The sequence below is a fragment of the Roseateles sp. FW301-B2 genome (genome assembly GCF_058788955.1).
Genome location: NZ_JBYTBE010000017.1, coordinates 41,521 through 56,034 on the forward strand (window position 1 = coordinate 41,521; position 14,514 = coordinate 56,034).

The following is a 14,514-nucleotide window of genomic DNA, read 5'->3' on the forward strand; positions in this document are numbered from 1 at the left end:
GCGCTTGCACAGCCGCTCAGTTGAAGCTGTAGTTCAGGCTCACGAAGGCGCTGCGGCCCTTCGGATCGGTGTAGGTCGGGTCGTAGGTGGCCAGGAAGTAGTAGGCTTGGTTGGAGAAGGGCGGCGCGGTGTTGAACAGGTTCAGCACGCCGGCGCGCAGCTTCAACTGCTTGCTCACGTTCCAGCTTCCCGTCAGATCCCACAGTGAATAGGCTTTCACCGTGCGTGAGGGCAGCAAGGTGTCGCTGCTCGGGTCGTAGGTGGTGTTCTGGTCGGTGTAGCTCGACGAATACTGGTTGCTCAGGGTCAGGCCATAGGGTCCGAAGTCCCAGCCAAAGTTCATGCGGTGGCGCCACTTCTGCACCACCTGGTCGTTCAGGAACACACCCAGGTTGCTGCGGTAGGGCTCTTGCGGGCCGAACTGGCGGTCGTAGTGCAGGATCAGCGTGCCGGAGAGGCCGGCGCTGAAGCGGCCGAATTCGCCCTTGGCGCTCCGCCAGTCGAAGCCCAGATCCAGCCCGTCGGTCTTCAACACCCCTTGGTTTTCTTTTTGCAGCAGGATGTTGGTGATGAAACCATCGGCATCGCGCTGGATGTATTTGCCGTTGTACTTCTCGGGGCTGTCCACGATGATCTGCTCGCCCAGCGTGCTGATCACATCGGTCTTGCGGATGTTCCAGTAGTCCACGCTGAAGCTCAGATCGCGTGCCGGCTCAAAGATCAGGCCGAAGCTGAACTGGCGCGACTTCTCGGGCTTGAGATTCGGGTTGGAGCGGCGCTCCACGGCCCATTGGTCGGTACACAGATCGATCGAGCCCTCCTGCTTTACGCATTGCGGGTCGGTCAGGAAGCTGGAGGCCGAGCCGAAGGTGGTGGGCCGCTTCAGATCAGCCAGTGAGGGCGCGCGGAAGCCCGTGCCCACCGAGCCGCGCAGCAGCACCGTCTTCTCCGGTTGCCAGCGCACGCCCAGCTTGGGGTTGGTGGTGGAGCCCACCTCGCTGTAACGGTCGTAGCGCAGCGCGGCCTGCACTTCCAGTTCCTTGCTGAGGGGTGCGTTCAACTCGGTGAAGGCCGAGGCCACCTTGCGGCTGTCGTCGGTGGCCTTCAAGTCGGTGGTTGAACCCGCGGCCAGCCCGGTGTCGCGGTCACCAGCGATCTTGTTGTCCACCAGCAGCGCGGAGGGCGTGAAGCTGGTGTTTTCCTTGCGGAACTCGGCACCGACGGCGATCGCCAGATCGCCGCCCGCCAGCGTCATCAGGCTGCGCGAGGCCTTGGCATCGATGGAGGTGGTCACGCCCTTGGCCTTGCGGGCTTCATCGTTGACCTTGATGCTGCTGATCAGGTCCTTGCCGGCCTGGCTGGATGGCGCCCAGGGGTTGATGGTGCCGGCGCGCACGCCCGCGTCGAACTCCTTGAACAGCACATAGCCATCCACGTACTTGTCGATGGCGTGGTTCTGGGCGCGGGCGATGCCGAAGTCCAGGTCCCAGCCCGCAAAGCTGGCGTTGCCGCCCACTACCAGGCGCTGCGCGTCGCTGCTGACCTCGTTGGTACGGTTGCCGGCCTCGCTCATGCGGTAGCGGATGCCGCTGAACGTGGACGGCAGGCCGGGCGCGCTCAGCACCGTGCGGTACTTCTCGGGCAGCAGCGCCACCGGCAGGCTGCGAATGCGCTGCGGGTTGGGGCTCAGCACATAGCGGCTCTCGGCATGCGACTGCACCAGTTCCGCGAACAGCTGCAGATCCTCGCTGGCCTGGAAGGTGGCGCGGCCGATGAAGCCGAGTTTCTGCGCCTCCGGATAGATCTCCGTGTCCTTCATGTAGTCGTAGCTGCAAGCCAGCGGGCCGCCCGGGCCGGTGGGTGCGAACACGGTGGCATCGGTGAGCGTGTTGCAGGCCGGGTTGGCCGGATTGATGCGGGTGCGCGTGCTGCCCGCTGGCAGCACGCCCGCGGCGATGAGCGCGTTGCGCTGCGAGGAGCTGATGTCGATATTGGCCGGGAAGGTGTTGCTGGACATCAGGGCCGGCAGGGTGCTGGCCAGCGGGCGCTCCTGGATGAATTGGCGCTGGCTGGAGCGCAACGCGTCGAGCTGCTGCACGTCCAGCACGCCGAATACATTGAAGCGGTCCCTGTTCAGGTCGCCGGTGCCGGCGCTGAGGCTGGCGGTGCGTTTGCCGGCGCCGCCTTCCTGCGTGCCGCTGGCGTAGGCACCGAGTTCCACGCCCTGGTAGTCCTTGCGGGTGATGAAGTTGATCACGCCGCCGATCGCGTCGGTGCCGTAGATGGCCGAGGCACCGTCCTTCAGCACTTCCACGCGCTGGATGGCACCGGCCGGGATGTTGTTCAGGTCGACACCGGCGTTGTCGCCGGGCGAAGCGAAGTTGGCCAGGCGCCGGCCGTTCAGCAGCACCAGGGTGCTGGAGACGCCAATGCCGCGCAGGTTGGCGCCGTTGAAGCCGCGCTGGCCCGAAGTGCCATCGGTGATGCTGGCGCCGTCGCTCAGCGGTGCGGTATTGGCGCTGATGCTCTTGAGCAATTCGGCGGCGGTGGTGACACCGCTCTTGTCGATGTCGTCGCGCTTGATCACCTGCACCGGCAGCGAGCCTTCGCCTTCGATGCGCTTGATGCTGGAGCCGGTGATCTCCACGCGTTGCAGTTGCGCTTCCTGGGCATGCAGGGTCTGGGTGGCGATCAGCATCAGGCTGGCCTGGGCCAGGTGTTGCAGTTTGAATCGGGACATGAGGGCCTCGGAGTGGTGATGGGGAGGGAAGAAACTGGAGGCGACTCTAGGAGCGGGCCGAAGCACTTGCCTATGGGGTTTCGGCGCAGCGGTCGCTTCGGCATAAATGCGCGTCGCATGCATATAAACCCCGCAGAGGCAGCATGGGCCGGCCTTACATGGATGCGACATGCAATTGCCGAATGCGCGCAGGACACGGCTTGGCCGGGCCTTACCCGCTGGGCAGGGCGGGCGGCAGCTGACAAGATCTCGGCCATGACGACGAAATCCAAGACCACCCTGGCCAACGCAGTGCGCCTGAGTGCGGCCCTGCTGTGTGCCGGCGCCTGTGCATCCGCACAGGCGCAGACCGCCATCGCCATTGGCGGCGCGCTCAAGTTCGATAACGACGCGGTGTGGAAGCGCATCGTCGATGAGGCCGGTGGGCGGGGCGCGCGCTTTGCCGTGCTGGCCACCGCCGCGGGCAATCCGGCGCGCGCGGCGGCCTTGATCGTGGATGCGCTGGAACGCCAGGGTGCGGTGGCCGAGGCGATTCCGGTGGCGCCCAAGCTCAAGGGTGCGGACCTGCAGAAGAACCTGCAGGATCCCGCCCTGATCGCACGCATCGCCAGTGCCAAGGGGGTGTTCTTCTCGGGCGGCGCGCAGGAACTGATCGTGGACACCTTGCAGCCCCAGGGGCAGCCCACCGAGATGCTGAAGGCGATCTGGCAGGTCTACCGCGGCGGCGGTGTGGTGGCCGGTACCAGCGCCGGCGCGGCCATCATGAGCGAGCAGATGTTCCGCGACGCGCAGGACAATCTGCAGGTCCTCAAGGGGCAGCTGCGCGAGGGCAGGGAAGTCGACCGCGGCCTCGGCTTTGTCGGCCCCGCGCTCTTCATCGACCAGCACTTCCTCAAGCGTGGCCGCGTCGGTCGCATGCTGCCGATGATGCTGGCCAAGGGCTACAAGCTGGGCTTGGGGGTGGATGAGAACAGCGCGGCCGTGATACGTGGCAAGGACGTGGAAGTGATCGGCGCCAAGGGCGCGTTGCTGGTGGACCTGGGCGAGGCCAGCAGCGATGCGACGCTGGGGGCCTTCAACCTCCAGGGCGCACGCCTGAGCTACCTGGACCGGGGCGACCGTCACGACCTCAAGACCGGTGTCACGACGCCCTCGCCGCTGAAACAGCGTGAGCCGCGCATCGACCCGGCCGCGCCCGACTTCAAGCCCTATTACAGCAACGAGCCCTTCTACATGGACATGCTGGGCGACACCACCATCGTAAATGCGATGGCGCATCTGATCGACAGCCCGCATGCCGAGCTGCGCGGCCTGGCGGCGGATGTGCGCGTCCGTGCCGGCAACGAGCGGCCCGAGCTGGGCTTTGAATTCCGCCTCTACAAGGGCGCGGGCACGGTGGGCTGGGCCACCAGCGCCTTCGGTGGCGAGGACTACACGGTGCTCAATATGCGGCTGGACGTGATGCCCGTGCAGTTCGCGCAACCGCTCTATACCCCGCTGCGCCCGGCCGCGCGCTGAACTTTTCCGCCTTGCGCTGCCGGCTGCCGCATGCGGCCGGTGGGAGCAGCCGCGCCCCCTTTCCAAAGGATCGCCCCCATGAGAACCGTGCTGCATGCACTCCCGGACTTCAGTGCCGGCACCACCCGCACCCTGCGCAGCCTGCATTTCGGCAGCCGCGGCGCCGCCGGCAAGAAGGCCTATCTGCAGGCCTCTCTGCATGCCGACGAGGTCCCGGCCATGCTGGTGGCGCAGCATCTGCGGCGTCAGCTGGAGGCGCTGGAGGCGGCCGGCCAGCTGCGCGGCGAGATCGTGCTGGTGCCGATGGCCAACCCCATCGGCCTGGCCCAGGATCTGCAAGGCGCGAGCCTGGGACGCTTCGACCTCAGCACCGGGCTCAACTTCAACCGGCACTACAAGTCGCTGACGGCCGCGCTGATTCCCTTGCTGGAGCCGCGGCTGGGCCCCGACGTGGCGAGCAACACGGTCTTGATTCGCGGCACCGCCATGCAGCTGCTGCAGGCCTGGCAGCCCGCCACCGAGACCGAGGCGCTCAAGCAGCGCCTGCAATGCCTGGCCATGGATGCCGACATCGTGCTGGACCTGCACTGCGACAACCAGGCGGTGCTGCACCTCTATACCGGCACGCCGCTGGCCGCGCAGGCCGCGCCGCTGGCACGTTACCTCGGTGCGCAGGCGTTGCTGACCTGCACCGCGTCCGGGGACGATCCCTTTGACGAGACGGTGGCGCGCATCTGGTGGGAGCTCGGCGCCCACTTCGCGGGGCGCTTTCCGATCGCGCAGGCCTGCTTTGCGGCCACCGTGGAGCTGCGCGGCGAGGTTGAGGTCGAGCACGGGCTGGCGGCACGCGATGCCGGGGCCCTGATTGAATGGTTGCGGTACGAGGGCCTGGTCGACGGCCGCGCCGCGCCCCTGCCGGCAGCGCTCTGCGAGGCCACGCCGCTGGAGGGCGTCGAGCCCATCGCCGCGCCCCACAGCGGCTTGCTGGTGTTCCTCAAAGCGCCGGGTGATGCGGTGCAGGCTGGCGAGCCGATCGCCGAGCTGCTGGACCCTCTCACCGATCAGACCACGCCGCTGCTGGCCGGTGTCACCGGCACCCTGTTCGCCCGCGTGGCCAGGCGCTATGCCTCACGCGGCATGCGCGTGGCCAAGATCGCCGGCCAGCAGGCCTATCGCAGCGGCAAGCTGCTCTCGCTCTGAGACACCCTCATGAAGCTCAAGTTCCCCAATACCTTTGTGCTGCTGTTCAGCCTGCTGGCGCTGATTGCCCTGGCCACCTGGCTGGTGCCCGGCGGCCAGTTCGACACCCAGCTGGTGGACGGCAAGAAGCTGATCGTGCCGGGCTCCTTCCATGCCATCGAAGGGCGGCCGCAGGGCCCGGTGGCGCTGATGATGGCGCCCATCAAGGGCTTTGTGGAGGCGGCGCTGATCATCGGCTTCGTGCTCATCGTGGGCGGGGCCTTCGCGGTGCTGCAGAAGACCGAGGCGATCGACGCGATGATCAAGTCGGTCGCCAAGGCCCATACCCGCTCTCCCTTGGTGCGGGCGGCGCTGATCCCGGTGTTCGTGGTGCTGTTCTCGCTGGGCGGCGCCACCTTCGGCATGGCCGAGGAGGCCATCCCGTTCGTGTTGATCTTCATCCCGCTGGCGCTGGCGCTCAGGTACGACAGCATCGTGGGCATCGCGATTCCCTTCGTCGGCTCGCAGATCGGCTTTGCCTCCGCCTTTCTCAATCCCTTCAACGTGGGCGTGGCCCAGGGCATTGCCGGCGTGCCCCTGTTCTCGGGCATCGGCTACCGACTGCTGGTCTGGCTGGTGGCCACCGCCGTCACCATCGCCTTCCTGATGTGGTACGCGGCGCGCATCCGGCGCCAGCCCGAGCTCAGCCCCTGTTTTGAGCAGGATCAGGCGCGCCGCCGCGAGTTCGACCTGGCGGGCTTCGAGAACTTTGCCGGCATGCGCCTCACGCACAAGCTGGTGCTGCTGATCTTCGTGGCCACGCTGGCCACAATGATCTTCGGCGTGATCCGCTTCAACTGGTACATCGAGGAGATCGCGGCGCTGTTCCTGGTGATGGCCCTGCTGGTCGGGCTGGTGGGGCGCCTGCAGCCCGACGCCTGGGTGGCCGCCTTCATGCATGGCGCCAAGGACCTGGTCAGTACCGCGCTGGTGATCGCACTGGCCAAGGGCACGGTGATCCTGATGCGCGAGGGCCAGATCATCGACACCTTGCTGCACGCGCTGACGCCCTTCGTGGCTTCAGCCAGCCCCATCATCGCGGCGCAGAAGATGTTCCTGATCCAGTCGGTGATCAACTTCTTCATCCACTCGGGCACCGGACAGGCCGCGCTCACCATGCCCATCATGGCGCCCCTGGCGGACCTGGTGGGGGTGAGCCGCCAGACCGCCATCCTGGCCTTCCAGTTGGGCGAGCTCACCACGCCGGTGATCCCGACCTCGGGCATCACCGTCGGTGTGCTGGCGCTGGCCGGCGTGCCCTGGAGCAAATGGGCGCGCTGGATGCTGCCGCTGCAGCTGGCCTATCTGCTGATGGCGCTGGGGCTGCTGGCCGTGCCCTCGCTGATCGGCTGGCGTTGAGTACAGTGCACCCGTGAGCCTGCCGTCCCGCCCCTGTGCCGTTCTGCTGCTGCCTGGCTTTTCCATGCTGGCGGCCAGTGGCGTGCTGGACGCGCTGCAGCTCGCCAACGAGTTGCAGAACGAGGTGGCATACCAGGCCCATGCGGTCTCGCTCCAGGGCGGCCCGGTGGCCGCGGCCAACGGCAGCCTGCTGCAGACCGAGCCGCTGGATGAGCAGCGGGCCTGGCATGCCCTTTTCGTGGTGGCCGGCGAGGGTGCACCGCTGCTGCCTGCGCAGTTGCTGGCCTGGCGCCAGCTCGCCGATGCCGGCTGCACCCTGGGCGGGGTGGACGGCGGTGCCGCCCTGCTGGCGGCAGCCGGCCTGCTGGACGGCCAGCGCGCCACTGTCGACTGGCCCCTGGCTGACGCCCTGATGAGCGCCCACCCGGCGGTGGTGTGGACGCGCCACGTCTGGGAGATCAGTGGCGAGGCTCAGGCCTTGCGCCTGAGCTGCGCCGGTGGCACCGCCAGCCTGGATCTGATGCTGGCCTGGCTGAGCCGCCTGCATGGCGAGCGCCTGGGCCAGGAGCTGACCCCGCTGCTCGGGCTGGAGCGCGCGCGCGCGGGCGGCGAGCGCCAGCGCGTCGCCGTCTCCGAACGCCTGGGCAGCGGCAGCCCCAAGCTGGCCGAGGCGTTGGCGCTGATGGAAGCCAACCTCGCCGAGCCCCTGCCCACCGAGGAGGTGGCCCGCCTGGTGGGGGTGTCGAGGCGCCAGCTGGAGCGGCTTTTCAAGCAGTATCTGGACGCGCTGCCTTCGCGCTACTACGTCGAGCTGCGCCTGCAGCGCGCACGGCGGCTGCTGCAACAATCCAGCCAATCGATACTGCAGATCGGACTGTCCTGTGGCTTTTCCTCGGGGCCGCATTTCTCCCATGCCTACAAGTCCCTGTTCGGCAACACGCCGCGCGACGAGCGCAGCCAGCGGGCGGCGGCCTGGCGCGAGTTGAGCGCGCCGAAAGACAGCACACCATGACCAGCCCCCTCGACCTCCTGCTCAGGCCCGTGGCCATGAGCGACCTGCCGGCCCTGGAGCGCATTGCCGCGGCCAGCGAGCATGGCATCAGCTCGCTGCCGCATGACCGCGACAAGCTGGCCGAGCGCATTGCGCGCTCCTTGCAGGCCTTTGCCAGTCGCGATGCCGCCAGCGGCGAGGAAACCTATCTGTTCGTGCTGGAGGACCGCAGCGTCGGCCGGGTGGTGGGCAGCAGCGGCATCGCCGCCAGTGCCGGTTTCCACGATCGCTTCTACAGCTACCGCAACGAGTTCGTCGTGCACGCCTCGGCGGCGCTGGGCGTGAGCCAGCGCATGCACACCCTGCATCTCTGCCACGACCTGACCGGCTACACCTTGCTGACCTCCTTCTACCTGGAGCCGGCCTATGAGCAAGGCCCGGCGGCGCAGCTGCTGTCGCGAGCGCGCCTGCTCTTCATCCAGGCCTGTGCCGAGCGTTTCAACGAGCGCATTGCGGCGGAAAGCCCGGGGCTGTCCAACGCGGCCGGGCAGAGCCCGTTCTGGGACGCGGTGGGCCGGCGTTTCTTCAATATGGACTACCCGCAGGCCGAGGCCGTCACCGGTGGCCGCAGCAAGGCCTTCATCGCCGACCTGATGCCGCATTCACCGATCTATGTGCCGCTGCTGCCCGAGGCGGCGCAATGGGCCATCGGCCAGCTGCATCCGGTGGGCGAGCTGCCCTTCTCCATCCTGCTGGACGAGGGTTTCGATGCCGACACCTATGTGGACATCTTCGATGGCGGCCCGACCGTGGAAGCCAGCCTGGCCCTGCTGCGCAGCGTGCGCCTTGCGCGCGAGCTGCGCGTGCGCGAGGGCGGCATAGGCCAGGGCGAGGGCGCCTGGCATCTGCTCGTCAGGCCTCAGCGCGAGCAGTTCGCCGCGGTGCTGGCGCAACTGCCGCCCGGCACGCAAGACCTGGCTCCCGGTCATGAGGCGGCGCAGCGCCTCGGCGCGATGAATGGTGCCAGGCTCAGCGCCTCACCGCTGTGGCCGGACGCCGGGAGGGCCGCATGAACGCGCTGCACCTGCGCCCCTGGCGCGAAGCCAGCGACGCCGCCGTGTTGGCGCAATGGCGCAATCAAACCGGCGCGCTGGTGCAGCCCGCGCTCGCGCAGGGCGAACAATGGCTGCTGCTGGCCGACGCCGACGAGCGGCCGCATGCCTGCCTGCGGTTGCGCGCACGCTTGGGTCTGGACCTGCCGCGCTACAGCTACCACCTGGGCCGCGCCGTGCACGCCGCGCAGGAGCTGGGCTTGTTCCAGTGCCAGGCCACGCTGCTGCTGGGCAACGACCATACCGGCGAGAGTGAGCTGGCGGACCTGGCTTGCGCACCCGGCTTGCACGATCCCGATGTGGCGTTCGGGCTGCTGATCGAGGCGGCACTGGCCCGTATCGCCGATGCGCGCGAGGCCTTCGGTACGCGCCTGGTGGTGGAGCTGGGCGGCTTGCGCGATGCGCAGGGGGCATCGCCGTTCTGGCAGGGCCTGGGCGCCTTCTTCTACGTGGGCGACGCGGCCGAGGCCGCGGCGCGCCTGGGTGAGGCCTGGCGCAGCCACCTCGCGGCACTGCTGCCGCGCCAGACTCTCTACCTTTCCTTCCTCAGCGAGGCGGCTCAGGCCGCCGCCGGTGAGGTGGGGGAGGCGGGCCAGGCGGCCATGGTCGCACTGCGGGCGCAGGGATTTGCCGCCAGCAGCCATTTGCGCATCGACGACGGTGGGCCGATCTGGGAGCGGCTGCTGCCTTAAGCCAAGGCCCGCGCGATCTTGTGGCGCGGCACGGTCGTGCGCGGCACCTTGGTGGGGAACCAGCTGCGCACATCCTCGTCCACGCCGATGCCGTGCATGAAGTTGTAGATCGCCTTCTTGAGGCCCTTGCCCAGCAGATCGTGGTCCACCCCGGTCGGGTCGATGAAGCCAACGTCGTTCTTGGCAAAGGTGCCCGGCGGCAGCGGCCGCAGCTGCACGCCATAGGCCTCGGGGTGCATGCCCACCGGCGAGTGCACGGTGCAGGCGAAGCGGTGGAAGAAGCCGCTGTGGATGCAGCCGTTCTCGAACAACTGGCGCACATACTCGAGCGCGTCCACCGTGTCCTGCACCGTCTGGGTCGGGAAGCCGTACATCAGGTAGGCATGCACCAGGATGCCGGCATCGGCAAAGCCCTTGGTGACGCGCGCCACCTGCTCGACCGACACGCCCTTCTTCATCAGCTGCAGCAGCCGGTCGGAGGCCACCTCCAGGCCGCCCGAGATCGCGATGCAGCCGCTGTCGGCCAGCTGCTGGCAGATCTCGGGCGTGAAGGTCTTCTCAAAGCGGATATTGCCCCACCAGGAGATGCTGGTGCCGCGCCGCTGCAGCTCGGCAGCGAAGGCCTTCAGCGCCTTGGGCGGTGCGGCCTCGTCGACGAAGTGGAAGCCGGTCTGGCCGGTCTCGGCCACGATGGCCTCGACCCGGTCCACCAGGGTGGTGGCCGAGGCGGCCTCGTAGCGCGAGATGTAGTCCAGGCTGACGTCGCAGAAGCTGCACTTCTTCCAGTAGCAGCCGTGCGCCACGGTGAGCTTGTTCCAGCGCCCGTCGCTCCACAGCCGGTTCATCGGATTGAGCATGTCCAGCAGCGACAGGTACTGGCCCAGCGGCAGGCCGTCCCAGGTGGGCGTGCCCACCGCGTCGAAGGGAATGTCGGGCTCGACGAAGTTGATGTACTTCACCGCGCCATCGACACGCACGAAGGTGCGTACCAGGCGCTGTTGCGAGCGCTGGCCCTGCAAATGCTCCAGCAAGGCCAGCAGCGGGCGTTCGCCGGCGTCCAGGGTGATGAAGTCGACATGGTCGAACAGGCGCGGCTCGGCCAGCTCGCGCAGCTCGGTGTTGACGAAGCCGCCGCCCAGTACCAGCTTGATCTCGGGGTGGGCGGCGCGGATGGTCTGGGCGATGCGCAGCGCGGCATACACCGCGCCGGGGAAGGGCACCGACAGCAGCACCAGCTGCGGCGCATGTCTGGCCACGGCCTCCAGCGTCAGCGCGGCGAGCGTCTCGTCCACCAGATTGGGCGGCGCCGCCAGCGCCTCGGCCAGCGGATCGAAGCTGGGCTGGGCGGTGGCCAGGCGCTCGGCATAGCGCACGAACTCGAAGCGCTCGTCGATCGCCTCGCGCAGCACGTCGGCGAGGTCGTTCAGGTAAAGCGTGGCCAGGTGGCGGGCGCGGTCCTGCAGGCCCAGCGCGCCGAAGGCCCAGGCCAGCGGGTCCTCGCCGTCCTCGGCCAGGTAGGCATCGATGGTCTCGAAGCGCTTGCCCTCGGGCAGGAACTGGCGCGTGTTGATGCGGTGCGCCAGCGTCGGGTCGCCGCCCTGCAGAAAGGCGATGGTGGGCGCGATGGTGGCCAGGTAGCGCTCGAACTGGGCCTCGAAGTTCTGCAGTTGCTGGGTCTGGCGCGCCGCCGGCAGGGCCTGCACGCGCGTGCGCATCGCCTGCAGCCCCGCGCGCGAGAACAGCTTGAGCACCAGGCCCAGGGCCAGGTCTTGCTGCGTGGCCGGCACGCCGCGCGAGCGTAGAAAGCCGGTCAGGTAGGCGGTGGAGGGGTAGGGCGTGTTGAGCTGCGTCATCGGTGGGATGAGCGAGAGCACGCGCAGGGAGCTGGCAGACATGGCGGGTCGGGGCGGTCAGGCCTTCACTGTAAGGCCAAAGGAAAAGCCCGGCAGACCCAGGGTCTGGCGGGCTCTCGTGCGCAAGCGGCAGGCCTGGCGGCCTGCATTGCGATTACTTCTTGGCGGCCTTTTTGGCAGGCTTGGCAGCGGCCTTGGCAGGCTTGGCTTCGGCCTTGGCAGCCTTGCGAGCGGCGGCCTTGGGGTCCACGGCGGCCTTGAAGCCGGCGCCCGGGGTGAACTTGGGCAGCTTGGCAGCAGCGATCTTGATCTTGTCGCCGGTGCTGGGGTTCACGCCGGTGCGCGCGGCACGTGCGTGTTGCTTGAAGGAGCCGAAGCCGGGGATGGAAACGGCGCCGCCCTTCTTCACCGTGGTGACCACGGCGTCCAGCAGGGTCTCGAGGATGCGGCCAGCTTCGGCCTTGGTCAGCTCGTGCTTGGAGGCCAGGTGTTCGATCAGTTCGGTCTTGTTCATTCGAGTATGACTTTGGGTTGAGCCCGATTGCTCCGGGCGGTGCGTATTGTGGCCGATAAACAGGGCGCTCTGAGCGTGCACCAGGGAAAACATCGATGAACAGGCCGCTGTGGGCCGCTGCCCGGGGTCAAGTCTTGCGGCGCCCTGACAAATGGCAGCACGCCCGGCGGCTGGCATGCTGGCGCGATGGCCTTCCAAGAGCTGCGGCGCGTGCTGCCTTCACCCCTGCCGGGTTGCCTGGTGCTGCAGATGAGCGGCGCGCGCAGCTATCCGCGCCACAGCCACGACCAGCATGGCATCGGCCTGATCGAGCACGGCGGCCAGCGCTCGGCGAGCGGGCGCGGGCCGGTCGAGGCGCGGGCGGGCGAGCTCATCACGGTGAATCCGGGCGAGGTGCACGACGGCCGGGCGCTCGATGCGCAGGGCCGGCAATGGCGCATGCTCTACCTGGAGCCGGCGCTGTTCGAGGCCTGCGGCGCGGCGCTGCGGCCGCAGCTGGGCGAGGTGCCGCTGACGCCGCCGGTGCTGGCCCATGCCGGCCTGCGCCGCGCGCTGCAGCGCCTCTTCATGGCGATGGAGCAGGGCGGTGCGCCCTCGGCCCTGCTGCTGGAGACCCTGTTGCTGGAGAGCCTGGCCCAGCTGCTGCCGGCCTGTGGCGCTATGGCGCAGCACTCGCGCGCCGCGGCCCCGCTTGCAATGGCGCGTGCGCGCGAGCGCCTGCTGGCCGATCCGCAGCGCGCGCCGGGGCTGGACGAGCTGGCGCAGGCCAGCGGCCTCAGCCGCTACCAGCTGCTGCGCAGTTTCGCGCGCGCCTATGGCCTGCCGCCGCACGCCTATCTGCTGCAGCACCGGCTGGCGCTGGCGCGCCGCCTGATCGCGCGCGGCACGGGCCTGGCCGAGGCGGCGGGCGCGGCCGGCTTTGCCGACCAGAGCCATATGCACCGGGCCTTTGTGCGCTGCCTGGGTTTCACGCCCGGCGCCTACCGCGCTGCAATTTCGTTCAAGACCGCGCGCCATCCGTCCGCCAGCATCTGAGCCTTTGGAGGGCGCGATGATGGTGGATGAACGCAAGGGCCAGGCCTATGCCGGGCTGGCGATGCTGCTGGTGGGCAGCACGGTGGTGGTCAGCAAGCTGATCGCGGCGGGGGCTCCGCCGTTCGCGGCCACCGCGCTGCGTTTTGCGCTCGCGCTGCCGCTGTTGCTGGGCCTGCTGCGTTGGCGCGGCCTGGCGCTGCCGCGCCCCGACCGGCACGACCAGGTCCTGCTGTGGCTGCAGGCCGGTGCCGGCAGCGTCGGCTACACGGTGTTGCTGATCAAGGGCCTGGCCTGGGTGAGTGCGGCCGATGCCGGCGTGCTGACCGGCACGCTGCCGGCGGTGGCGGCGCTGTTCGCGGTGCTGGCGCTGGGCGAGCGGCCTGCGCCCGCGACGCTGGCGGCGATCGCGCTGGCCAGCCTGGGTGTGCTGGCGCTGAACCTCCGGCAGGCGGGCATCGGCCTGGGCTGGGGCCAGGTCTTGCTGCTGGGTGCGGTGCTCTGCGAGGCCTTGTTCATCCTGCTCAACAAGAAGCTGCGCCGGGCCCTGCACCCGCTGCAGCTCGCCACCCTGATGGTGGGCGGCGGCCTGCTGCTGGCCCTGCCGATGGCCGCGCTGGAACTGGCGCAGGCCGGCGGGCGCTGGATGAGCCCGGCGGCGCTGGCCGGCATTGCCTATTACGCCCTGGTGCCCACGGTGCTGGGCTTTGTGCTCTGGTATGCCGGTGCGGCGCGCATCTCGGCTGCCCAGGCCGCGCTGCTGACGGCGCTGATGCCGGCATCGGCCCTGCTGCTCTCGGCCCTGGTGCTGGGCGAGCCCATCACGGGCCAGCAGCTGCTGGGCCTGGCGTTGGTGCTGGCCGCGATGGCCCTGCTGGCCTGGGCGCAGCGCCGCGCCTCAACCCACCAATAGCTTGTGCACCAGATCGGGCGTGGTGGCGGCGCCGTACTTCTTCATCAGCCGCGCGCGGTAGACGTCCACGGTGCGCGGGCTGATGGCCAGCCTCTTGCCGATCAGCTTGCTGGTCAGGCCCTCGATCAGCAGCGCGGCGATCTCGCGCTCGCGCGCCGTCAGCTCGGCGCGCACGGCCTTCAGCTGGCGGTGCGCGGAGAGGTCCTCGAAGCTCCAGATGCCCTGGGCATGGGGGTTACGGGGGTCGAGCGCGCGGCCCGAGACATGGCACCAGAACAGCTCGCCGCGCCGCGGCCCGGCCAGCCGCTTCATGATGCGGTCGTCGGCGTAATAGCCCTGGCGATCGAGGCTGGCGACGATGCGCTCGCCGGTGCGCTCGAACTCGGCCGGGCTGGGGTAGAGCAGCTCGAAGCTGTGGCCGATGAACTGCTCGCGCTCGGCGCCGAACATCGCCAGCACATGGCGGTTGCAGTCGAGGATCTGGCGGTTCTCCGACAGCACCAGGCCGATCGGTGCGAGGTCGAAGGCGGTGCGGTAGTCCAGGCCCATGG

At 68.8% G+C, this 14,514-nt stretch carries 12 protein-coding genes; 8 read left to right on the forward strand and 4 right to left on the reverse strand.

Annotated elements, in window-relative coordinates; translation table 11 throughout:
- Window positions 1–16: 16 nt before the first annotated feature.
- Complete coding sequence (locus AC3WQY_RS13310) at window positions 17–2,740, reverse strand: TonB-dependent receptor (protein ID WP_492709008.1); 2,724 nt, start codon at window positions 2,738–2,740, stop codon at window positions 17–19.
- A gap of 255 nt (window positions 2,741–2,995) precedes the next feature.
- Between AC3WQY_RS13310 and AC3WQY_RS13315 the strand changes: the two genes are divergently transcribed.
- From AC3WQY_RS13315 to AC3WQY_RS13340, 6 genes are all read left to right on the forward strand, one after another.
- Complete coding sequence (locus AC3WQY_RS13315) at window positions 2,996–4,258, forward strand: cyanophycinase (protein ID WP_492709010.1); 1,263 nt, start codon at window positions 2,996–2,998, stop codon at window positions 4,256–4,258.
- Between the two features lie 78 nt (window positions 4,259–4,336).
- Window positions 4,337–5,458, forward strand: coding sequence for a succinylglutamate desuccinylase/aspartoacylase family protein (locus AC3WQY_RS13320; RefSeq protein ID WP_492709012.1), 1,122 nt, complete (start codon window positions 4,337–4,339; stop codon window positions 5,456–5,458).
- Between the two features lie 9 nt (window positions 5,459–5,467).
- Entirely contained in the window at window positions 5,468–6,856 is a 1,389-nt protein-coding gene (locus AC3WQY_RS13325) for a YfcC family protein (RefSeq protein WP_492709014.1), read from the forward strand.
- Window positions 6,857–6,869: 13 nt separating this feature from the next.
- Window positions 6,870–7,868: a GlxA family transcriptional regulator gene (locus tag AC3WQY_RS13330; protein ID WP_285232705.1), complete on the forward strand. Its 999-nt coding sequence runs from the start codon at window positions 6,870–6,872 to the stop codon at window positions 7,866–7,868.
- The gene (locus tag AC3WQY_RS13335; RefSeq protein WP_492709016.1) at window positions 7,865–8,920 is read left to right on the forward strand and encodes an arginine N-succinyltransferase; all 1,056 of its coding nucleotides are present in this window, start codon (window positions 7,865–7,867) and stop codon (window positions 8,918–8,920) included. Before AC3WQY_RS13330 ends, AC3WQY_RS13335 begins: the two co-directional genes overlap by 4 nt.
- Entirely contained in the window at window positions 8,917–9,651 is a 735-nt protein-coding gene (locus tag AC3WQY_RS13340) for an arginine N-succinyltransferase (RefSeq protein WP_492709018.1), read from the forward strand. Before AC3WQY_RS13335 ends, AC3WQY_RS13340 begins: the two co-directional genes overlap by 4 nt.
- Here AC3WQY_RS13340 and AC3WQY_RS13345 read toward each other — a convergent pair.
- Window positions 9,648–11,546, reverse strand: a complete 1,899-nt coding sequence (locus AC3WQY_RS13345; protein WP_492709020.1) for a B12-binding domain-containing radical SAM protein — start codon at window positions 11,544–11,546, stop codon at window positions 9,648–9,650. The genes AC3WQY_RS13340 and AC3WQY_RS13345 overlap by 4 nt on opposite strands.
- A 112-nt stretch (window positions 11,547–11,658) precedes the next feature.
- The gene (locus AC3WQY_RS13350) at window positions 11,659–12,018 is read right to left on the reverse strand and encodes an HU family DNA-binding protein (protein WP_492709022.1); all 360 of its coding nucleotides are present in this window, start codon (window positions 12,016–12,018) and stop codon (window positions 11,659–11,661) included.
- Window positions 12,019–12,204: 186 nt separating this feature from the next.
- Here AC3WQY_RS13350 and AC3WQY_RS13355 point away from each other — a divergent pair, with 186 nt between their 5' ends.
- Together AC3WQY_RS13355 and AC3WQY_RS13360 are read left to right on the forward strand one after the other, a co-directional pair.
- Window positions 12,205–13,053 (forward strand): AraC family transcriptional regulator, encoded by an 849-nt coding sequence (locus AC3WQY_RS13355; protein WP_492709024.1) that lies wholly within the window; start codon window positions 12,205–12,207, stop codon window positions 13,051–13,053.
- Window positions 13,054–13,069: 16 nt separating this feature from the next.
- Window positions 13,070–13,963 (forward strand): DMT family transporter, encoded by an 894-nt coding sequence (locus tag AC3WQY_RS13360; RefSeq protein ID WP_492709026.1) that lies wholly within the window; start codon window positions 13,070–13,072, stop codon window positions 13,961–13,963.
- Here AC3WQY_RS13360 and AC3WQY_RS13365 read toward each other — a convergent pair.
- A complete protein-coding gene (locus AC3WQY_RS13365; RefSeq protein WP_285232699.1) occupies window positions 13,949–14,512 on the reverse strand; it encodes a PAS and helix-turn-helix domain-containing protein in 564 nt (187 codons plus the stop codon). The two genes, AC3WQY_RS13360 and AC3WQY_RS13365, sit on opposite strands and share 15 nt — an antisense overlap.
- Between the last annotated feature and the right edge of the window lie 2 nt (window positions 14,513–14,514).